Genomic DNA, 21,573 nt, shown 5'->3' with positions numbered 1-21,573 from the left:
GAAAGAGGATTATCATGAGTAAGTTGAAAGCTGTCATTCCTGTTGCAGGCTTGGGTATGCGCATGCTGCCGGCAACCAAGGCTATTCCAAAAGAAATGTTGCCGATCGTCGATAAGCCGTTGATTCAATATATTGTTAATGAGTGCGTCGCTGCAGGGATCAAAGAAATCATCCTGGTGACACACTCATCGAAAAACGCGATTGAAAATCACTTTGATACCTCATTCGAGTTGGAAGCGATGCTTGAAGCGCGCGTGAAGCGCCAGTTGCTGGAAGAGGTACAGTCAATTACGCCAAAAGGCGTAACGCTGATGCATATTCGTCAGGGGCAGCCAAAAGGTTTGGGGCATGCGGTGCTTTGTGCCAAACCTTTGGTAGGGGATTCACCCTTTGTGGTCCTGTTGCCGGATGTCTTGCTTGACGACGCAAAAGCAGACTTGAAGAAAGATAATTTGCCACACATGATTTCTCGCTTTGAACAGACGGGGTTGAGCCAGGTATTGGTTCAGGCAGCCGATGAGCATGTGCTGTATGATTACTCGGTAGTTGAATGCGAAGCCAGCAAGCTGCAACCGGGGGAAAGTTCTCGCATGACTGCGATTATCGAAAAACCGGGTCGTGAAGTTCAGTTGAAGTCCAATTATTCAGCTGTAGGACGCTATGTTCTCTCGGCTGATATTTGGCCGATCTTGGAAAAAACAGAGCCAGGAGCGTGGGGACGTATTCAACTCACAGATGCTATTGCTGAATTACTGAAACACAAACCGGTCGAGGCGACAGAGCTGGTGGGGGAGTCGTTTAACTGTGGTGAAAAAATGGGCTACCTGCGGGCGTTTGTGACTTATGGTCTGCGCCACCCTACGCAGGGTAAAGCGTTTCGCGAGTGGGTTGAACAGCTTTCCTTATAAATAAAACTACTGAATTTCTTGAGGGCTGACTAAGTACATACTTAGCTGGTCTTCAACTACGTTTGATTGATGTGCATATAGACTGGCATACTCTTTTGTTTGAGTATTATGCAATAATGCTTTCATCATAAAGCTCATACTAGCAGACCAGAATTCAATGCTTGCTCAATGAATGCGAATTGTCATATGTACCTGAGCAGATAACACACAATTTTCTGAGTGCCCGATAAGCGCGCTGGTCGGCTTGGGACTTAGCACCGCAAACATTTTTACTTTGATAGTGATGATAACTCGATGGCAAAAAAACAATGGAAACTGGTACCACTTTTGGTATCAATTAGTGTGATTAGCGGTTGTACAATCGTCCCAGGATCTCATCTTTCAACCAGTGGAAAAGACGTTGTCAAGCAACAGGATAGCGACTTTGATATTGATAAATTGGTGAACATTTATCCAATGACGCCAAGTTTAGTTGAAAAAATGCGTCCAAAACCGGTGATCGCGCAGGCGAACATATCGCTGGATCGAGAACTACAGAATTATGAATACCGCATCGGCGTTGGTGATGTGTTGATGGTGACAGTTTGGGATCATCCCGAACTGACTACTCCAGCAGGGCAATACCGTAGTGCCAGCGATACAGGTAACTGGGTTAACTCAGATGGTACAATCTTCTATCCCTATATCGGTAAAGTAAAAGTTGCTGGTAAAACGATGGTGCAGGTTCGAAACGAAATATCCACTCGTTTAGCACAGTATATCGAAAGCCCACAAGTAGATGTCAGTATTGCTGCGTTTCGTTCTCAGAAAGTGTATGTAACAGGAGAGGTTGTTGCATCGGGAAAACAGCCGATCACGAACGTGCCATTAACCGTTATGGATGCTATCAATGCCGCAGGCGGTTTAGCCGAGAATGCTGATTGGCGCAATGTGGTACTAACTCACAATGGGAAAGAGCAACGTATCTCTCTGCAAGCTTTGATGCAGCGCGGTGATCTTACGCAAAACCATCTACTTTATCCTGGCGATATTCTGTATATTCCGCGAAATGATGATCTGAAAGTGTTTGTCATGGGGGAAGTCAAGAAACAGACAACGCTGAAAATGGATCGTAGTGGTATGACGTTAACTGAAGCACTGGGGAATGCTGAAGGAATGGACCAAACATTCTCAGATGCTACAGGGGTATTTGTTATTCGGCCATTACATGGAAAAGAAAGCAGCAAATTGGCTAATATTTATCAGTTAAATGCATCTGATGCGGCTGCGATGGTTATGGGAACCGAATTCCATCTTCAACCTTATGATATTGTTTATGTTACCACTGCACCGATCGTCCGCTGGAACCGTGTTATCAGCCAACTGGTACCAACTATTAGTGGTTTCAATGATCTTACTGAAGGGACATTGCGTATTCGCAATTGGCCATAGTATTGGACAGATATGGTATCAAAATGTTTAATTCTATTTTGATTGTATGCGTCGGGAATATCTGTCGCTCTCCTACAGGGGAGCGTTTACTAAAGCAGATGTTGCCTACAAAACGAATAAGCTCGGCGGGATTAGGGGCATTAGTAGGAAAGCCAGCAGATGCCACAGCAACAAAAGTAGCAACTCAACATGGTCTTTCCCTGGAGGGACACCAAGGTACACAGCTGACCGCGGCGATGTGTCGTGAATATGATTTGATTCTAGTAATGGAAAAAGGGCATATCGATGCAGTCTGTCGTTTAGCTCCAGAGGTTAGAGGGAAAACTATGCTCTTTGGCCATTGGATTGAGCAGCGTGAAATTGCTGACCCCTACCGCCAGAGTCAAGAATCGTTTGAGTTTGTGTACCGCCTTCTTGATGAATCTGCCCAGAAATGGGTAAAAGCCTTAAGCCGATAGCTAGCCAGGACTTCCAATGTCAGAAAAGAACAGAGTAAATAATTCAGGAAATGATAAATCAGATGAGATTGATCTGGGACGTATCCTAGGAGATTTGATTGATAACCGTTGGCTTATCATTGGGGTAACTACATTATCCCTGACTTTAGGTATATTGTACTGCTTATTTGCGACGCCAATTTATCGTACTGATGCTATGGTGCAAGTTGAGCAGAACATGGGGAATGCGCTGCTTAACAATATTAATCAGATCTTACCTAGTGGCCAACCTGAGTCGGCACCAGAAATAGAACTATTAAAATCGAGAATGATCCTAAATAAAACCGTAGAGGATCTCAATCTTCGGACCATTGTTGAACAAGAATACTTCCCTATTTTTGGTAAAGGTTTTGCTCGATTAACAAAACAAAATCCCGGCAAGGTAGTGGTCTCAAAATTAGAGCTGCCTGATGCATGGGCTGATGATCCATCTATTATATTAACAGTTGAAAATAATAATAAATTTTCAATTAAGAAGGATGATGAAGAGATTGCTAACGGCAGTGTCGGACATTTGCTCCAGAAGGATGGTGTTACCATTCTAGTGAGTGATATCCAAGCTGCACTAGGTACAAAGTTTAAAGTTTCCAAAGTTAGTGAAATTAAAGCAACCAATGATTTATTAGATAAGTTTGAAGTTGCAGATAAAGGCAAAGATACAGGAGTATTGGGACTGGCATTGACAGGGGAAAACCCTATCCTTATAAAGGACATATTGAACTCCATTTCGAAGAACTACTTGGAGCAAAATATTGTTAGAAAATCAGAAGAAGATGCAAAAAGCTTGGATTTTCTGAAAGATCAGCTACCCAAAATTCGTAATTCGCTAGATGCTGCGGAAAACAAGCTTAATCAATATAGACAGCAGAAAGATTCAGTTGATTTATCTCTTGAGGCTAAATCTGTTTTAGACTCAATAGTTGCTGTTGATTCGCAGCTTAATGAATTAACTTTTAAAGAGGCAGAGATCTCTAAGTTGTATACGAAACAGCATCCATCGTATCGAGCCTTGCTTGAGAAACGCAAAACACTAGAAGATGATCGAGACAGACTGAACAAACGTGTAAGTTCGATGCCGAAAACCCAGCAAGAAATACTGCGTTTAAGCCGGGATGTGAAGTCAGGCCAAGAAGTTTACATGCAATTGATGAATAAAGAGCAAGAGTTAGGTATTTCAAAAGCCAGTACAGTAGGAAATGTACGCATAATTGACAAGGCGGTAACAGAGTTAAAACCGGTACAACCAAGAAGTATCATTATAATTCTATCGAGTATTGTCCTTGGTGGTTTACTTTCTGTCAGTTACGTATTATTACGTTCATTCTTACACCGTGGTATTGAAAGTCCAGAACAACTGGAAGTGTTGGGAATCAATGTGTATGCAAGTGTTCCACTTTCGGAATGGCAGCAAAAGAAAGACCAAGAATTTGTATTAAAAAATAGAGGGAAAAAGCTGAATAGTGATTCAAACTCTCTATTGGCGATTGGCAATCCAGCCGATTTGGCTATTGAGGCGATTCGTAGCTTGAGAACAAGTCTCCATTTTGCGATGATGGAAGCTAAAAATAATGTCTTGATGATATCAGGAGCAAGTCCTGGCATTGGTAAAACATTTATAAGTGCAAACTTGGCAGCGGTGGTTGCCCAAACTGCTCAAAAAGTTTTGTTCATTGATAGTGACATGCGAAAAGGGTACATGCATGAAGTTCTCGGTTTAGAGGCTACGGATGGTTTGTCTGATATCTTATCTGGAAGAATATCGATTTCCTCTGCGGTGAAAAGAACTCAACATGAAGGTTTTGAGTTCATATCCAGAGGGCAAATCCCCCCTAATCCATCTGAATTATTAATGCATAGTCGCTTTTCAGAACTGATGGCATGGGCATCAGAAAATTACGACTTGGTTCTAGTTGATACCCCGCCAATTTTGGCTGTCACGGATGCCGCGATTATCGGTAAACATGCCGGTACGTCTCTGATGGTTGCCCGTTTTGAGTTGAATAGCCCTAAAGAGGTTGAGGTTAGTATCAGGCGCTTCGAGCAAAATGGTATTGACATCAAAGGCGTTATTCTGAACGCAGTGATGAAGAAAGCCTCTAATTATTATAACTATGGATATGATTATTACGAGTATAGCTATAAATCAAAAAGCTAAATAAAGTCATTCCAAAGAGGCAGTTAATAGCCTCTTTGGTTTAGCTTGATTCGAATACGGTTAATATGATTTTAAAATCATGCTGATTTTATTGTTTTCTATTTAATATCATTGGTGTTTTTTTCTTTGTAGATTGTGGGAATAAAACCAACTAGACTCGATGTTCCTTTTTCTATGTGAATTTATTGGTTTGGAAATTTTACTAATGGAACAACATAACTGTTCTTAATGTAATGAAGAATACCTGTACGTAGAATGTTTGTGTGGTGTGTTGAGGTAAGATTCTACTAATAAGGAAAAATATATGAGTTCGCTCGCTTACTCAAAAAAAACGAATTTAATAAAATTATCGCTCGCTTTTTCTGACTTCATCTTCTTTACATTATCGTTGAGCATAGCGGTTTATCTTATTGGTTTCTTCGGTTGGGATATCAACGAATTTATTCCTGAGTCAGAGATGTCGGCGCGTTTCTTGACGCATATCATGCTGGCCTTGCTATGTGTTAGCTGGTTCTGGGTTCGGTTGCGTCACTATACTTACCGCAAGCCGTTCTGGTTTGAACTGAAAGAAATATTCCGTACGTTGCTTATTTTTGCTGTATTGGACTTGGCATTAGTTGCCTTTTCTAAGTGGCAGTTCTCTCGTTATGTTTGGATATTAACTTGGGGAGTTGCATTGTTATTAGTACCACTAGCGCGGGCAATGACCAAGCGGATTCTAAATAAATTAAATCTGTGGAAAAAACACACTATCATTATTGGCTCAGGTAAGAACGCCTGCGATGCGTATGCGGCGTTGCAAAGTGAAGAAGTACTGGGCTTCGCAATCTGTTCGTTCTTTTCAAGTAGCAAGATAGGTGAGAAAACCTTGTTCGGTAAGCCGGTAATTGCGGATGAGGCGGAGCTCTGGAGCCAATGCGATCCTGAAACAACGCAATTCATCGTCGCATTGGAGTTTGAGCAGAATGCATTACGCGATGAATGGCTCAAAAAGTTGGCTAAGCATCACTGCCGCTCGGTTTCTGTGATACCGACTTTGCGCGGTGTTCCTTTATATGGAACAGATATGTCGTTTATTTTCAGCCATGAAGTAATGATCCTTCGGGTCAGCAATCACTTGGCGAAAAGAACATCTCGTTTTTTAAAGCGAGCATTCGATATAGTGGGTTCGGCTGGCATCATCGTCCTGTTATCTCCGGTACTGATCATTTTGAGCTATCTGGTGGGTAGAGATGGTGGGAATGCCATCTATGGACATGAACGCATTGGACGTGATGGTCATAAATTTAAATGCCTGAAATTCCGTTCTATGGTGACCAATTCGCAAGAAGTATTGCAGAATTTGTTGCAAAATGATTCTGAGGCCCGTGAGGAATGGGACAAAGATTTTAAATTGAAAAATGATCCACGCATTACTCGGGTTGGCCAGTTCATCCGGAAAACGAGCCTAGATGAGCTGCCGCAGTTGTTCAATGTATTGCGCGGAGAGATGAGCCTTGTCGGTCCTCGTCCAGTGATTGAGAAAGAACTGGAGCGTTACGCCGGTGATGTCGACTACTATCTTATGGCTAAACCAGGAATGACGGGGTTGTGGCAGGTGAGCGGCAGAAACGATGTCGACTACGACACGCGCGTTTACTTTGACGCGTGGTATGTTAAGAACTGGTCACTGTGGAATGATATCGCTATTCTCTTTAAAACTATCAACGTTGTGTTGAAAAGAGACGGGGCGTATTGATTAAGTATGATTCGCTGTCGCGGGATCACAATAAGAAAACGCTGTTTTTTTCCAGCTATTAGAAATGAGCTTGTTTATGGTGCTTGTGTCAATGCTGAAGAATCTAACTCTTTGAGTTTATCTTTATAGTATAATTCAATGAGGATGTATGTTAAAAGACAAGAATGTTGCCATAATTTTCACCGCATCTATTTTAGGCGGCCACGAATTAATGAGTGTTGCTCATATAAAAAAATTTGTTAAAAAGGGATTTTCCATTTCATGCTATCTACCTAGCGACAATCAAAAGCTGATTGATTTATTAAATGCTACGGGTATTGATTACGAGCTGCATCATGTGCACCATAAAAGAATGGAGATCATTCATTCTTTTTTTAATCCTCTACATTTAATAAAGTCGAGCCTTCTGCTCAAAAAAATAAGCCTATCCCATGATTATATGGTAATCATTCAAGGGGATATTGAGCTTGGTGCTGGTTTCTTAAATAGCGGCCGTTTGTTGGGGGTGGGCAACAGAGTTGTTAGCTACATTCCCTATGCGCACAGCTTCGAGACGATGGGGAGCCGACTGGCGAAGGTTAAGGATTTTCTTGCGCGATTTACGTATAAAAGCTGTAGTAACTATGTGACTATTTGCAATCAGTTTCGACATGAGCTGAAAGCAAAGAATAAAACAGCTGATGTAAGAGTGCTGAGAAATTTTGTTGCGAAACCGGTGCGGAAAGATATTCGTGGTATCGGTTATGAGTTTGTCACGGATCCTGCGAGAGTAAAAATTCTGATGGCAGGAAGAGTGTTCTTTCGGCAGAAAGGCCAGGATATTTTACTTGAGGCGCTTAGAGGTATTAATACCAATGTCGATTTGACAGTAATAGGGGATGGACCCGATCTTGATGAGATGAAGAACAATGCTAACAGGCTGGGGTCGAATATACGCGTTGAGTTTTTAGGCTGGAAAAGTAATGTCTGGGATTTTGCATACGACGTAGACTTTATTGTGATTCCATCAAGTTATGAAGGTGTACCTCTGATCATGCTGGAGGCTCTGAAAAGGAAGGTTCCGGTCATAGCCCCCGCCAGAGACGGTATGTTAGATTATCTCAGCAAGGACAGTTTATATTTTATTGACGATGGCGAATCAGAAGTTGATAAGTTAAGAGAAAAAATAAAACTGTTCATCGTTGAAAGAGTGGACTGATGGTATAGCCGTTAATGACTCAAATGAAATTGCATAATGGGATTAAAATGAAGAAGATTCTTATTGATAATCGGTGGAGTGGCTCGGGAGGGATCGGTACATTTTCAGAACAAATAAATGCTATAAATAATTATTCTGATGCTGGCTTTCAGGGTGAGCCATATAGTCCGTTAGACTGTATTAAAACAACTGCCAGGTTGTTTTCACAAAAGGAACGTGTAATATTTTTCCCTGGTTATATCCCACCGCTATTTTCACGCGAGCCTTATGCCTTTACCATACATGATCTCAATCATATTGACAGGCCTGAAAACTCCAGTTTTTTTAAAAGAGTTTTTTATCGATTTGTCATATTAAACGGTTGTAAGAAAGCTAAGTTTATATTCACCGTCTCCGAGTTTTCAAAGAAAAGAATAGTAGAGTGGTCCGGTGTTGACGCTAGCAAGGTCATCAATGTCGGTAATGGTGTATCGGAGGATTTCACTCCGCTAGGCGATACCATGAATTTTCCTTTTGATTACTTTCTTTGCGTCAGCAATCGCAAGGCTCACAAGAATGAGTTCGGCACTTTGGAAGCCTTTAAGCAGGCTAATCTGCCGGAACATGTCAAACTGCTCTTTACCGGTAAGGCTTCCGTGGAGATCGAACGGAAGATCCTTGAGCTGGGACTCAACAATCGGGTCGTTTTTACTGGCTATATCGAAAGCGACGACCTACCAAAACTTTATCGCGGAGCGCGAGCACTAATTTTCGTTTCGTTCTACGAAGGGTTTGGGCTTCCCGTTGTTGAGGCAATGGCGAGTGGCGTACCGGTGATTACCTCAAACAGTACTTCTCTGGGGGAAGTGGCGGGTGATGCGGCGCAATTGGTCGATCCATCTAACATTGGCGAGATCGCCAGCGTTATGGTGAAGGTTAACCATGATGAAGGGTTGCGCGCACAAATGCGACAGGCTGGCCTGCAACGGGCTAAGAAGTACTCATGGAATATGACGGCTAAACAGGTCGATGAGCAGTTGAATAAGATCCTATAAATGATTATATGAGAGAGCTTGTGTGGTCGATAAAAAGGTAATGGCGAAAAATACCTTCATGTTGTATGGGCGAATGTTATTAATTATGTTTGTAACATTCTATACATCAAGAATGGTTTTGAATACGCTTGGGGTCTATGACTTTGGTTTATATAGCGTTGTTGGTAGCATCATCGTTTTATTTTCGTTTATACAAAACGTTTCGGCACTAGCAACTCAGCGTTTTTTATCTGTCGGCCTTGGCCGAAATGATCATAGATGGACCAATAGCGTATTTAATGTCAGCATTATTGTCCATCTCATTATTTGTGGGGTGCTCATAATTCTAGCTGAAACGGTCGGGTTGTGGTTTTTGCTGCATAAATTGAAGGTGCCTGCTGAGCGTTTGGACGATATCTTTTGGGTGTACCAGATTTCTCTCGTCTCGCTACTTTTTCAGATTATGCAAACACCCTTTATGGCCTCGCTGATCGCCAGCGAAAAAATGGATCTTTTTGCTAAGATAGGTATTTTTGACGCATTCCAGCGCTGGTTGATGGTTTTTCTGTTTACTCTGTTTTATTTCCAAAGTAAAATTATAAGTTACGCATTATTCTTGCTGGTTGGATATATACTGGTTTTTATTGTTTACGTTGTAATATGCACTGGAAAACTCAATATATGCAAAATAAATATAAGGATTAAAGAAAACATCGGCTTGATTAAAGAGATATTCTCTTTTTCAAGCTGGTCTATGATTGGTTCTTTAAGTGTGGTTGGGTTATCTCAAGGTATTGCTTTGCTGACTTATTATTTTGTCGGTGTTATTGCTAATGGCTCCATTTGGCTTGCAGAGCAAATTATGGTTGCCTTCAACCGCATTATTGGTACTTTACAAACAGCTATTAACCCGCAAATAATCAAGCAGTATTCCATCGGAAATAGTAAAGATGTAACAACATTAATCTATCTATCATGCAAACTCACTGCATTTGTGGTGATGATATCTGCAATCCCAGTGTTCATTGATGCTGACTATATCGTCAGTCTCTGGCTCGGTCAGACCCCGCTTTATTTGGAGGGGTTGGTAAAAATAGTTGCCATATATATATTGATTGACTCATTATCTGGACCCTATGTCACTGCCATTTACGCTGTCGGAAAACTGCGGAACTATCAATTTGTCGTGTCGGCTATTATGATGTTTTCGCTGTTGTTGACATTTGTAATTTTTCTCCTCGGCTTTTCCGTTTACGCGGCGGTGTCAGCAAGAATTTTTTGTGCCTTCGTCTTATTGGTTTTTAGAGTTATTTACATAAATAAAACTACAGGGGTAAGTGCCAAACAGTTTCTTTTTGACGTTATGCCGAGACTCGGTTTTGTTGCGTGTGTCTCTATTTTGAGTATGCAGTTTTTGAGTGCTTATTTACCTGACAGGTTCGTAGGCCTGGTTCTATTAACTGTTATAAATTTACTCTTTGTTATGTTTATGTTCTCTTTTGTAGTATTGAAAAATGAAGAGAGAAAACAAATTATGCAATTGATTAAGAATCGTTTTTAAATTATTTATAGGTATTTTTAAGGTGGGAATAATGAGTTCTAAGTATAGTGTTTTGACATATGAAAGTGACATTTACGTTAAAAGAAACTGGATTAATTTGGGCGACTATGTACAAAGTACAGCGGCGAAGCAATTCCTTCCCTCTGTAGATACCTTTATTCCCCGTGATCATATGAACGCCTACCATGGCGATTCGGTAAAGATGATCATGAACGCCTGGTACATGGACTTGCCGGAGAATTTTCCTCCGTCGGATGCTATCAATCCTTTGTATGTCTCAATTCATATCAACTCAACGATAGTTGATAAGATCTTTACACCTGAATCCATCGCTCACTTTAAAAAATTTCAACCTATTGGATGTCGTGATTTCTATACGCGTGACTTGCTGATCTCGAAAGGTATCGATGCGTATTACTCCGGCTGCATGACTCTGACTCTTGGCCAGACCTATAAGCGCGATAATGTCACCGATGATGTTTACTTTATTGACGTCATGTATGACTCTATGACGCTATCGGAACTGGTTCGTCAGCCGTTAAGATTTGGCAAACGCCTGTTAAATGGCCGTGCCTTTGAGTTTGCTCATCGTAGTAAAGTATTGAAAAAACACTTCGATGCGGAATTGCTTAAAAACGCTAAGTTTGAAACGCAAATCATTCCGTACATCTCGGCCGAAGAAGGTTTCAAACTGGCTGATGATTTCCTACGCCGTTTGGCGAACGCCAAGCTGGTCGTGACCTCGCGTATCCATACTGCGTTGCCTTGCCTGGCGATGGGTACTCCGGTAATATTTGTTAACGGTGGTTTTAAAAACAAGATCGACAATTGCCGATTTGACGGGCTGTTTGATTTTTTCAATCGTATTGATGTAGATGCCAACGCAGATTCGACAACTAACTTTGAATTTAATGGTGAGAAGATCGGCATGCAAAGCAAAATATCAAATAAAACTCTACATCATGATTATGCTGAGCAACTTATTGAAAAGTGTCGATCTTTTGCTTGATGCAGTGCGCTTTCATTTTGACCATAAAAATATTTTTGTGCATCAATTTTAAGCGCACTTCGGCTTATGTTAATTATGCCTTGGGATTCATGCATATGGCCCAAGGCACAAACGTATAACTTAATAATTGAAGATACTAATTATTTCTTGGTCGGTGGTACGGCTGCTGTTTATTATTACTGTCTTGAGAGCTTTACCATTGCCAATTCTATGTCGTTATAGTGAAGCGCTATTTCGAAGAGCTTACGGTTTTCCATCTAGATATATTGAAAGATTGCTATATCAATCTGATGACTTCTGCTGGTGGTTATCAACTCGCTTTATAGACGCCACCAGGGTAGTGACTTTGAACGATAATAGCTATTTTTTGAGGGATAACCAGACCATGTTTATCCCAGCCAATACCTCCTATATGTTGACGAATCTATGAATGATCTTACTAGAAGTGCTTAATATTCAATCTGGCTTATACCTACGTGAATATAAAATTGATTATTTTTGAGGTTTTGCCAAAAAGGAAAATATCACGTCAAAAACGTTAACGTATTCTAAATTCAGTAATATTTTTGGAATAATGTAAAGTCGACTCAATTTGCGAAACTGAAATATTGAACCAGCGTGGCGATTGTGTATTGACTCGCATGCCAAGGTTGATCTAATTCAGAAAGAAAAAGAAAAAACATTGCAATTATTGCTCAGCGAATAACTTTACTATATGGGCAATGGTACTATATTGCCCATTCTAACGGCTTTGCTTTAATAGCTCCTTTGAAATAAGAACTTTGATAAAAGGTGTAGATATGTCTCGGGATTTAAGTGTTGGATTGGTTGCCGATTGGTTAGTCACTTATGCGGGGGCCGAGAAGGTTATTGCTGAGTTTATCAGCATTTTCCCAGATTCAGATTTGTATTCAGTGGTTGATTTCCTATCTGATGACAATCGGCAGCTTTTCAAAAATAAAAAAGCAACTACTACGTTTATTCAACATCTTCCTAAGGCCAGAAAGAAATACCAGACATACTTGCCATTAATGCCGATGGCCATTGAACAGTTAGATGTTTCAAAACACGATATCATATTGTCCAGCAGCCATGCGGTGGCGAAAGGTGTGCTAACAGGACCGGATCAGTTACATATCAGCTATGTCCATTCACCGATACGTTATGCATGGGACTTGCAACACCAATACTTGCGTGAAGCAGGTATGGATAGAGGCCTGAAGGGAAACCTAGCTCGCTGGTTGCTGCATAGAATAAGGATGTGGGATTGTCGTACAGCGAACGGTGTTGATCATTTTGTTGCTAACTCGCAATTTATTGCTCGCCGTATTAAGAAAGTTTACGGTCGGGATGCAGATGTGATTTATCCTCCCGTAGATGTCGAACGCTTTACCTTAAATGAAAATAAAGAAGACTATTATTTAACGGCATCGCGGCTAGTGCCTTATAAGAGGATCGACTTGATTGTTGATGCATTTAGTCAGATGCCTAATAAAAAACTCGTTGTAATTGGTGATGGCTCTGAGATGTCAAAAATAAAGTCAAAGGCAACAAGTAATGTAGACATCCTTGGTTATCAATCGAATGTTGTAATGCAGGAACACATGCAGAAAGCCAAGGCTTTTGTGTTCGCTGCAGAGGAGGATTTCGGTATTACACCTGTAGAGGCTCAGGCTTGTGGAACCCCTGTAATTGCTTTTGGTAAAGGTGGAGCTTTAGAGACTATCAGGCCGTATGGTGTCACGGAACCGACAGGGATTTTCTTTGAGCAACAAAATGTAGTTGATATTATAAACGCAGTAAATCAGTTTGAAAATGTAAAAGACACTATTTTGTCTTCTGATTGTCGTAAAAATGCACTCCGTTTCTCACAAGAAAGGTTCCAACACGAGATAGACAGTTATATTAAAGATAAATGGAGCCGTTTCGAAGAGAGGAAAAAAATATTTTATTGATTTAAGATTGAGTATATCTGAGTGTTTTCATATTGTATTTGTTAATGTTAAATTAATTACGGTGATCATTTAGGCAGAACGCCGTAATTAATAATAAAATCATCCGTGAATTTGATTTTTATCTAGTGACTATTTTAAAATTCTAGGTTACTTAAATAGTTAAACTTGTCATTTTTTATGTGGATAAATACTGCGCCACCTACGTTTTTGGTTTTCAACTCCGGGAGATTTTTTTATCAAGGCTGAAAAATAATTAACTGTTATTTCTTATATGTTTTATATTCTTCTCCGAATTTATCAAGATCATGGTTTTTTGTTTCTTGGTTGATTACTTACCTAGAATTTTTAAATTATCTACACCTCTCACCGCTTTAATTAGTTTTTCTGCAGAAGCCTGCCAAGAAAAGCGTTTGATATTTTCATTACCCCTTCGAATTAATTCATTTCTCAGATCATCATCCTTAATAATTATCTCCATTGCTTTTACTATTTCACTCTCATCAAATGGATCAAAATACAGAGCGCTATCACCTAATATTTCAGGGATAGATGCTTTATCTGAGGCTAACACTGGACAGCCGCAAGCTTGTGCTTCTAAAGGTGGAATTCCAAAACCCTCGTAAAAAGAGGGGAATATAAAAGCGAAAGCATTTTGGTAAAGTATGATTAATTCATCGTCTTCAACACGGCCTAAAAACTCTATGTTTTCCATGCCGTTTTCAAGGTTATAATTACTATCTAATTCTCTTTTTAATAAATCGCCAATTATTTTTAGTTTTACCTTTTTACCTTCAGATCTACAATTATTGAACTTTAAAAATGCATCAATCATCCCATGCTGATTTTTATGGAATTTCTCAGATGCAACGAATAAGAAATATACCACAGAGTCTTTACGCCGTTTTGATGTGAATTTTATATCGGCAGCATTGTAAATAACAGATGTGTTCTCTCCTGGATAGCGATAAGTCTTAGTTATTTCTCTTTTAGAGAACTCGCTAACAGTCAAAAGATGCTTGGATGAACTAATCATCATAGGAACTAAAAATCTATAAAATAAAATAAAAGGCTTAGAATAACTTTCAGGGTATCTTAAGTAAGTAATGTCGTGGTGTGTGATGATTTTATTTCTATAGATAATAGGACCTGTGCTTCCTAGATTTACCAATAGCGGTGAACCTCTCTGAGATAGGTACAGTGGAAGTTCAATTTGTTCCCATAGATGCCCATGAGACAATCCTATTTGCTCTACCCTTAATTTTTCGGCAACCGATCTCCTCAGAATTCCCTTTGGACATACAAATACAATGTCATCGTACTTCTTACAAAGTTCTAAGGATATCATCTCAGCAAATCGCTGAACCCCAGTTATTTTTTGCGTCAAAAAACGGGCATTAACGTAAATCATGGCATAGTTCTATTATCTTTTTGATATATAAACCCTAGTCTTACAATACTGCGTCATCTTGCTAGCTTAGTCAAGCGATTAGGAATCATAGCGAGTATGTTTCCTTTAGTAGGAACGTTAAAGTGATGAGCATGGAAACTATTCCATCTAAAACTAATAAAAGCCAGTGTCATCATATTGCCATAGCAGTTTTAATCTTAACTCCTTGATACTTATCATAACAAAAAAAACAAACCTGTTTTAGGTTCATAATAATGCGAAGTGTGCTTCGTTGCTGCATTCATGCTGATAAAAAGTTAAAAAAAAACTCTTACCAGCATATTATGCTGCTGTTGGTTTTTTTTTGGATGTTACCCGTTGTCACATTGACAGCTTGAACCTTTTGGACTTTTCTTACCATGACATGAACTGTGCGATTTGTGAACATGCGTAGCATGGTTTCAAGTACGCTGTGGTTAGTGTTTGCAATTATTTGTTTAGGATTGATTTTTCAATTTTGATATTTTGAGGATATGATTATGGCTTCTCAAGTACTGTATTACCAGAAAGAAGTGGCAGCTATATTATATGCAGTTCTCGGCCAAAGTACTTACACAGGGGCTAACGCTTTTGATAGCGCCGCTGGACAAATTCGTACTGGGCAAATTACTACACAAGATTATATTGGGGGATTGATATCGTCATCTGCGGGGCAGGCATTGTATGCTTCAAAAAGCTCATTGGAGATATTAAAAACTATATATACGCAAGCTTATGGTTCTTCACCGGCGGACGCAGTTCTTCAAAATATATTGAATACTACCTCATTGAATGATGCTGTTTTTAATGCCATTGACGGACTTTTACATTATAAAGGCTTTGATAGCGGCACACTTGCGTCTCAATCTGCGTTAGAGAATCATACTGACGCGATGCTCTATAGCGGTTACGGTTCTGCAGCTTGGAACCAATGGAGCGTTGCGTTATCTTCTCAAGAAGAAGTTGCCTCGGTTTATCTTGCATCTGCATACAGAGGTATTGATGCTGGTGGACTTGGGTATTGGACAAATTATTTGATACAGCCAGGAAAAACATTCCAGCTGTTAATTAAAAATTTACTTAGTTCGTCTGAGTTCCAACAAAAGGGAGCTAATTTAACTGGTGATGCTTTCATTCAGCATGTGTATAACGGTATCTACGGAACGGATGCGAGCGCTGCTGTTTTAGCTGTATATCGAGCATTAGGTACAGATAAGACAGTAATTACACAAGCTATTATTAATGACTTACGCAGTTCTACCGCTACTGATGCTGCTACTGTCACCTCGCAGCATGCTTATGAGTACGCAATTGGTACAAGTCTGGTATATAAAACTGCTGCGGCATTGACGGCAACGGCTTCTGGCGGCAATGCTACGGGGACTATTAATAACGGACTCTCACACCAGATTAGTAATGCAGAAACTGCAGTATTGACTGACGTGCAATTAAACGCTAACGCAGCCAGCGTCGTTAATCTGAAGTTTGCCGATCATCTGGCTAACCTGACTATTAACGGTACCAGTGCAGCGACGGTTAACCTGTCTGACAACGGTGTTAACCCGGGTGTAGATGTTACTGTCAATAACGGCAATATCATATTGAACGCAAGTTCTGGTTCAGACGATGTCGTCGTAACTTCAACGGCAAATATCGCAACGGGTACAGCTAAGTTTAATCTTGGCGCTGGTAACGACAGTTTGCAGTGGGCTGGTAACGGGGTAGCAAACGGTGCCAACACAGTAGCCGCAGCTATCAAAGCTGATGGTGGCTCAGGTATTGACTCCATTTCCGCCAACTTTATCACCAAATCTGTGGTGACTAACCAAAACGCTTTGGGTATTCGTACCAGTGCTGTAACCAGTAACGCTAATAACTTCTCGAATTTCGAGCAGATTGACCTGACGGGTTACATTGGTAAATCTGTTGGTACCCTGATTACCACGCCATTGATTGGTTCACCGACTACGACCAGTGTAACGACGCCGATACATGTCTTCGATTTTGGTTTAACCAATGGGACAGCTACGGTTGAAGGGACAACTGGAGGGACCGTGACTCAAGGTGCTGCGGCGACCAACCTGGGCGCACAGGGCTTTGTTATTTCCGGTTTGGCCAATGCCAGTGTGATTAACGCTGCTGGCGGCACTGCTGCACAATTGGAAGTAAAAGGGGACGCAACCTCTGCGAGTACCTTGAGCTTCACTTTTGTCCAGAATGCGACTGACCATTTCAATATTAACTTTGATGCGGTGAGTTCTGCGAACGTGAATGCGGGTGCTATTAGCTTGAACAGCAGCAGTAGCGCATTGCTGGGTACTGCGTTGGGTACGGTAAATATTGCTTCTGGCGGTACGGGAGCATTTAACAACATTATGTCTCTGGCCGGTACCAATGCACAGGTTCAGACGATCAATGTCACAGGTGACCATGCTCTGAATTTAGCGGTAGGTAGCGGTTTCAGTAATGTGCGTGATATCAATGCGTCCACCAATACCGGTGGCCTGAATCTTGATTCAAGCCATGCGGGTACCGGTGATGGTATCATCGTGCAACTGCTGAATGCTCTGCCATTGAGTGCAGTAACTACTGCGCTGTTAACCCCACTGCTGAATACTCTGGGCTTGAATGGTTACCAACTGACGGTTGAAGGTTCGACAACTGCGGATAGTTTCAACATATTGGGCAATACTACGTTGACTGGCGGTGCAGGTGCAAATACGTACGACCTCAAGTCCAGTAATACCCAGGCAGGCGTTACCATTACTGACTTCAGCACCGCGAAGGATAAGATTGTCGATGCCGCATCTGGTTTGACTCTGTCCAATACCGGGACTGCTGTTGGGGACTATGGTACTCGTTCGGCCGATACTTTAGATGCCTTGTTAGGGTCATTAGTCGGTGGTTTGACTACCGGTGTTGTAGGGCTGCTGGGCGGTATTCTCGGCCTGAGCAACCCGAATTCACTGACCTCTAAAGTTGGTGTGGCGTCGGTGGTGTTCAGCGGTACGGGCAATAATGCTGATTCCTATGTGATTATTGATAACAACAATAACCACACATTGGATGCTAACGACACTGTTGTCTATTTGACAGGTCAAAACCATCAGCAACTGGTAGACAACCTGCATTACGCATGAGTGTAAGCACTGCAGGGTAATAGTTTCTAAAGAAACTGTTATTTATTAAATAATACGGGGAGGATATTCTCCCCGTTTTTTTTAATTTGTGATCAGCATCATTATCTATACGTTATTCCTTTCCTTCGTAATTCCCCTTGTGTTCCTCATGTCTTTTATCTTGTTGTTTTTTCTGATTTTAGTTGGCATCACTTCGCTGGTTTTTTTTCGTGTTATACCTTGCTGATATGTGCTTTCTCTACCTATAGTTAAAAAAAGTATCTGCAGTCTCGAGCATGTTTGGGGAGTCTTCTTTAGGATTTTCTTTATTTTCATTATTTTTTAAGAATTTCCTTAGAGGTAATTGATGCGGATTGGGCTGACAGTGCACATGATGTAAGGGCAGAAAGTGAATCAATTTATACCGCGTAATGAAATTGCGGATGTTATACGGACACGTACCAAAGTCTTTTGGACCGTTGGCATATTCACCGCATTTATTAATTTGTTAATGCTTGTTCCTTCAATCTATATGCTCCAGGTGTATGACCGGGTGCTCCCATCACGCAATGAGATCACGTTGCTGATGTTGACGCTGATTATGCTGGGAATGTTCGGCATGATGGCGTTGCTGGAGTATGTGCGCAGCATGGTGGTGATTCGCATCGGCAGCCAATTGGATATGCGATTAAATACACGGGTTTACACCGCTGCGTATGAGTCTAATCTCAAAAATGGTTCCTCTGACGCAGGGCAAATGCTCGGTGATTTGACCACCGTACGGCAGTTTCTGACGGGCAGCGCGTTATTTGCATTTTTCGATGCACCCTGGTTCCCGATTTATCTGCTGGTGATTTTCCTGTTTAACCCTTGGTTGGGGCTGTTTGCGCTGGTTGGTTCACTGCTGCTGATCGCGCTCGCCGTGGTCAACGAGATGGTATCGAAAAAGCCCCTGGCTGAAGCTAGCAAGCTCTCGATCATGTCCTCAAGCTTGGCTAGCACCAATCTGCGTAATGCCGAAGTGATCGAAGCATTAGGCATGTTGCCGAACTTAAAAGGCCGATGGTTTAACCTGCATCAGCGTTTCTTGAATAGTCAGCGTATTGCCAGTGAGCGCGCTACTACCGTAACCTCAATCACTAAGTTCGTTCGCCTTTCTCTACAGTCTCTCGTGCTGGGGTTGGGCGGCTGGTTGGCGATTGACGGCCACATCACTCCGGGCATGATGATTGCCGGCTCGATTCTGATGGGGCGTACGCTTGCTCCTATCGAGCAGGTCATTAACGTCTGGAAAAGCTGGAGCTCGGCCAAATTATCTTATCAGCGATTGGTAAAATTGCTGGATAAGCACCCACCGCGCGGTATGGGCATGTCCTTGCCACGGCCGGAAGGGATTGTCTCTGTAGAAGGGGTGACGGCCACACCTCCGGGATCGAAGGCGGATGCGGTATTACATAATGTCAGCTTTGCCATTCAACCGGGTGATGTGTTGGGGATTATCGGCCCAAGTGCTTCCGGTAAGTCAACGCTGGCGCGTTTGCTCGTCGGTATCTGGCCGGTTAGCGAGGGTATCGTGCGGCTCGATAATGCCGACATATACCAATGGAACAAAGACGAACTGGGGCCCTATATCGGTTATTTACCGCAGGATATTGAGTTGTTCGGTGGCACTATCGCCGAAAATATCGCGCGGTTTAACGAACTGGACGCAGAAAAGGTCATCGAGGCCGCTAAACTGGCCGGCGTGCATGAGCTGATACTCCGTTTTCCAAACGGTTATGACACGATCATCGGCAGCGGTGGGGCGGGATTATCCGGCGGGCAAAAACAACGTATTGGTTTGGCGCGCGCACTGTATGGCGATCCGTCCCTGGTCGTACTGGACGAGCCTAATTCCAATCTTGATGATGCCGGTGAAAAAGCGCTGAATCAGGCAATACTGTTCCTTAAACAGCGTAATAAAACGGTGATTCTGATTACTCACCGTACCAACTTGCTGTCGATGACCAGCAAGCTATTGCTGTTAGTGAACGGCACCGTCAATGCATTTGGCCCTACGCAGCAGGTGTTGCAAGCGCTGAGCAATGCGCAAAAGGCGCAAACCCCGCAGCAAGCGGTGCGTGCAGTCAATTCCGAGCCGGACGAAGGCAATATCCCAAAAACTCAAATTAATTAAGCTGTGAACTTGCCGGCGGCGCTGAGGCGCTGCCTGCAGTCAAAGGAGTTGGTATGTCTACGCACATTGGCGAGCCGCAAGACTCGTATTCAGAACAAATCCCACAGGATGAGCGGCGCTTTACCCGCATGGGGTGGTTAGTGGTTGGTCTTGGTCTGTTTGGTTTTTTCGCATGGGCAGCATTTGCGCCACTGGATAAAGGGGTCGCGTCACCCGGCTCGGTCACCGTTTCCGGCAATCGCAAAACGGTACAGGCACCGGCCAGCGGTATCATCAAAAACATTGCAGTTAAAGAAGGCGACAAGGTTAAAGCGGGCGAGGTGTTGGTGCAATTGAGTCAGGTACAGGCTCAGGCACAGGTTGATTCTCTTCGCGATCAGTATTACACCACATTGGCCACTGAAGGCCGTCTGCTTGCTGAACGCGACGGTTTAAGTAAGGTCACTTTTTCCCCCGTTTTCGAACAAATCCAGGCTCAGCCACGCGTAGCCGAAATCATCGCATTACAAACGCAGTTATTTTCGTCTCGTCGCCAAGGGCTACAAAGCGAAGTTGATGGCTATAAACAGTCTATGGACGGTATGCGCTTTCAACTGAAAGGCTTGCAGGATTCTCGGGTTAACAAACAGATCCAGCTTTCCAGCCTCCGTGAGCAGATGAACAGCATGAAGCAATTAGCCGCGGACGGTTATTTACCGCGTAACCGCTATCTGGAAGTGCAGCGTCAATTTGCGGAAGTGAACAGCAGCATTGATGAAACCGTCGGACGAATTGGTCAGGTTCAAAAACAGCTGCAGGAGTCTCAGCAACGGATCGATCAGCGGTTTGCCGACTATCAGCGCGAGGTCAGAACCCAACTGGCACAGACTCAGATGGACACCAGCGAGTTCAGAAACAAGCTGGAAATGGCGAATTTTGATCTTGGTAATACGGCTATCACTTCGCCGGTGGATGGCACAGTCGTCGGATTGAATATCTTTACTCAGGGGGGCGTCGTGGGAGCGGGTGACCACCTGATGGACGTTGTACCCAGCCAGGCTACTCTGGTGGTTGATTCTCGCCTTAAGGTAGAGCTGATTGACAAAGTGTACAACGGGTTGCCGGTGGATTTGATGTTTACCGCTTTCAACCAGAACAAGACCCCGAAAATCCCGGGGACGGTGACATTGGTTTCTGCCGACCGATTGGTGGACAAAACCAATGGCGAACCCTATTACCAAATGCAGGTTACCGTTTCCCCAGAGGGCATGAAATTGCTCAGTGGGGAAGACATTAAACCCGGTATGCCTGTTGAGGTCTTTGTGAAGACCGGTTCGCGTTCACTGTTAAGTTATCTGTTTAAACCTATTTTGGATCGCGCTCATACTTCATTAACCGAGGAATAATT

Annotated in this window: 14 protein-coding genes; 13 read left to right on the top strand and 1 reads right to left on the bottom strand. The window is 42.3% G+C overall.

Going from position 1 to position 21,573, the window contains the following annotated elements:
• The first annotated feature begins 14 nt into the window (after window positions 1–14).
• From ACI2J2_RS10055 to ACI2J2_RS10010, 10 genes are all read left to right on the top strand, one after another.
• Window positions 15–908, top strand: coding sequence for a UTP--glucose-1-phosphate uridylyltransferase (locus ACI2J2_RS10055; RefSeq protein ID WP_404760008.1), 894 nt, complete (start codon window positions 15–17; stop codon window positions 906–908).
• 294 nt (window positions 909–1,202) lie between these two features.
• Window positions 1,203–2,339, top strand: a complete 1,137-nt coding sequence (locus ACI2J2_RS10050) for a polysaccharide export protein (RefSeq protein WP_404760007.1) — start codon at window positions 1,203–1,205, stop codon at window positions 2,337–2,339.
• Between the two features lie 23 nt (window positions 2,340–2,362).
• The gene (locus tag ACI2J2_RS10045) at window positions 2,363–2,797 is read left to right on the top strand and encodes a protein tyrosine phosphatase (protein ID WP_404760006.1); all 435 of its coding nucleotides are present in this window, start codon (window positions 2,363–2,365) and stop codon (window positions 2,795–2,797) included.
• A gap of 16 nt (window positions 2,798–2,813) precedes the next feature.
• Window positions 2,814–4,991 (top strand): tyrosine-protein kinase Wzc, encoded by a 2,178-nt coding sequence (gene wzc, locus ACI2J2_RS10040; RefSeq protein WP_404760005.1) that lies wholly within the window; start codon window positions 2,814–2,816, stop codon window positions 4,989–4,991.
• Between the two features lie 304 nt (window positions 4,992–5,295).
• Entirely contained in the window at window positions 5,296–6,729 is a 1,434-nt protein-coding gene (gene wbaP, locus ACI2J2_RS10035; RefSeq protein WP_404760004.1) for an undecaprenyl-phosphate galactose phosphotransferase WbaP, read from the top strand.
• Window positions 6,730–6,877: 148 nt separating this feature from the next.
• Window positions 6,878–7,927: a glycosyltransferase gene (locus ACI2J2_RS10030; protein ID WP_404760003.1), complete on the top strand. Its 1,050-nt coding sequence runs from the start codon at window positions 6,878–6,880 to the stop codon at window positions 7,925–7,927.
• Between the two features lie 47 nt (window positions 7,928–7,974).
• Entirely contained in the window at window positions 7,975–8,961 is a 987-nt protein-coding gene (locus ACI2J2_RS10025) for a glycosyltransferase family 4 protein (RefSeq protein ID WP_404760002.1), read from the top strand.
• A gap of 22 nt (window positions 8,962–8,983) precedes the next feature.
• Window positions 8,984–10,501: a hypothetical protein gene (locus tag ACI2J2_RS10020; RefSeq protein WP_404760001.1), complete on the top strand. Its 1,518-nt coding sequence runs from the start codon at window positions 8,984–8,986 to the stop codon at window positions 10,499–10,501.
• 31 nt (window positions 10,502–10,532) lie between these two features.
• Window positions 10,533–11,510: a polysaccharide pyruvyl transferase family protein gene (locus ACI2J2_RS10015; protein ID WP_404760000.1), complete on the top strand. Its 978-nt coding sequence runs from the start codon at window positions 10,533–10,535 to the stop codon at window positions 11,508–11,510.
• Between the two features lie 800 nt (window positions 11,511–12,310).
• The gene (locus ACI2J2_RS10010; protein WP_404759999.1) at window positions 12,311–13,465 is read left to right on the top strand and encodes a glycosyltransferase family 4 protein; all 1,155 of its coding nucleotides are present in this window, start codon (window positions 12,311–12,313) and stop codon (window positions 13,463–13,465) included.
• Between the two features lie 328 nt (window positions 13,466–13,793).
• On the opposite strand, the gene ACI2J2_RS10005 is transcribed toward ACI2J2_RS10010, so the two are convergent.
• A complete protein-coding gene (locus ACI2J2_RS10005; RefSeq protein WP_404759998.1) occupies window positions 13,794–14,873 on the bottom strand; it encodes a glycosyltransferase family 4 protein in 1,080 nt (359 codons plus the stop codon).
• A gap of 518 nt (window positions 14,874–15,391) precedes the next feature.
• On the opposite strand from ACI2J2_RS10005, the gene ACI2J2_RS10000 reads away from it, so the two are divergent.
• The 3 genes from ACI2J2_RS10000 to ACI2J2_RS09990 all read left to right on the top strand — a co-directional run bounded on the left by ACI2J2_RS10000 (window position 15,392) and on the right by ACI2J2_RS09990 (window position 21,571).
• The gene (locus tag ACI2J2_RS10000; protein ID WP_404759997.1) at window positions 15,392–18,031 is read left to right on the top strand and encodes a beta strand repeat-containing protein; all 2,640 of its coding nucleotides are present in this window, start codon (window positions 15,392–15,394) and stop codon (window positions 18,029–18,031) included.
• Between the two features lie 388 nt (window positions 18,032–18,419).
• Window positions 18,420–20,186: a type I secretion system permease/ATPase gene (locus tag ACI2J2_RS09995; protein WP_209632464.1), complete on the top strand. Its 1,767-nt coding sequence runs from the start codon at window positions 18,420–18,422 to the stop codon at window positions 20,184–20,186.
• A 53-nt stretch (window positions 20,187–20,239) separates the two neighbouring features.
• Window positions 20,240–21,571 carry an HlyD family type I secretion periplasmic adaptor subunit gene (locus ACI2J2_RS09990; protein WP_209632465.1) on the top strand — a complete coding sequence of 444 codons (1,332 nt, stop codon included), beginning with the start codon at window positions 20,240–20,242 and terminating at the stop codon, window positions 21,569–21,571.
• The last annotated feature ends 2 nt before the right edge of the window (window positions 21,572–21,573 follow it).

It is taken from the genome of Serratia sp. NPDC087055 (genome assembly GCF_044900985.1).
Taxonomy (GTDB): domain Bacteria; phylum Pseudomonadota; class Gammaproteobacteria; order Enterobacterales; family Enterobacteriaceae; genus Serratia.
This window is presented reverse-complemented; position numbering and strand designations above follow the sequence as displayed.

Excerpts from the sequence above, each read along its gene's own strand:
- ACI2J2_RS10045 (WP_404760006.1), top strand. The coding sequence starts at position 2,363 with ATGTTTAATTCTATTTTGATTGTATGCGTCGGGAATATCTGTCGCTCT.
- ACI2J2_RS09990 (WP_209632465.1), top strand. The coding sequence starts at position 20,240 with ATGTCTACGCACATTGGCGAGCCGCAAGACTCGTATTCAGAACAAATC.
- ACI2J2_RS10050 (WP_404760007.1), top strand. The coding sequence starts at position 1,203 with ATGGCAAAAAAACAATGGAAACTGGTACCACTTTTGGTATCAATTAGT.
- wzc (WP_404760005.1), top strand. The coding sequence starts at position 2,814 with ATGTCAGAAAAGAACAGAGTAAATAATTCAGGAAATGATAAATCAGAT.
- ACI2J2_RS10025 (WP_404760002.1), top strand. The coding sequence starts at position 7,975 with ATGAAGAAGATTCTTATTGATAATCGGTGGAGTGGCTCGGGAGGGATC.
- ACI2J2_RS10015 (WP_404760000.1), top strand. The coding sequence starts at position 10,533 with ATGAGTTCTAAGTATAGTGTTTTGACATATGAAAGTGACATTTACGTT.
- ACI2J2_RS10055 (WP_404760008.1), top strand. The coding sequence starts at position 15 with ATGAGTAAGTTGAAAGCTGTCATTCCTGTTGCAGGCTTGGGTATGCGC.
- ACI2J2_RS10000 (WP_404759997.1), top strand. The coding sequence starts at position 15,392 with ATGGCTTCTCAAGTACTGTATTACCAGAAAGAAGTGGCAGCTATATTA.
- ACI2J2_RS10010 (WP_404759999.1), top strand. The coding sequence starts at position 12,311 with ATGTCTCGGGATTTAAGTGTTGGATTGGTTGCCGATTGGTTAGTCACT.
- ACI2J2_RS10030 (WP_404760003.1), top strand. The coding sequence starts at position 6,878 with ATGTTAAAAGACAAGAATGTTGCCATAATTTTCACCGCATCTATTTTA.
- ACI2J2_RS10005 (WP_404759998.1), bottom strand. The coding sequence starts at position 14,873 with ATGATTTACGTTAATGCCCGTTTTTTGACGCAAAAAATAACTGGGGTT.
- wbaP (WP_404760004.1), top strand. The coding sequence starts at position 5,296 with ATGAGTTCGCTCGCTTACTCAAAAAAAACGAATTTAATAAAATTATCG.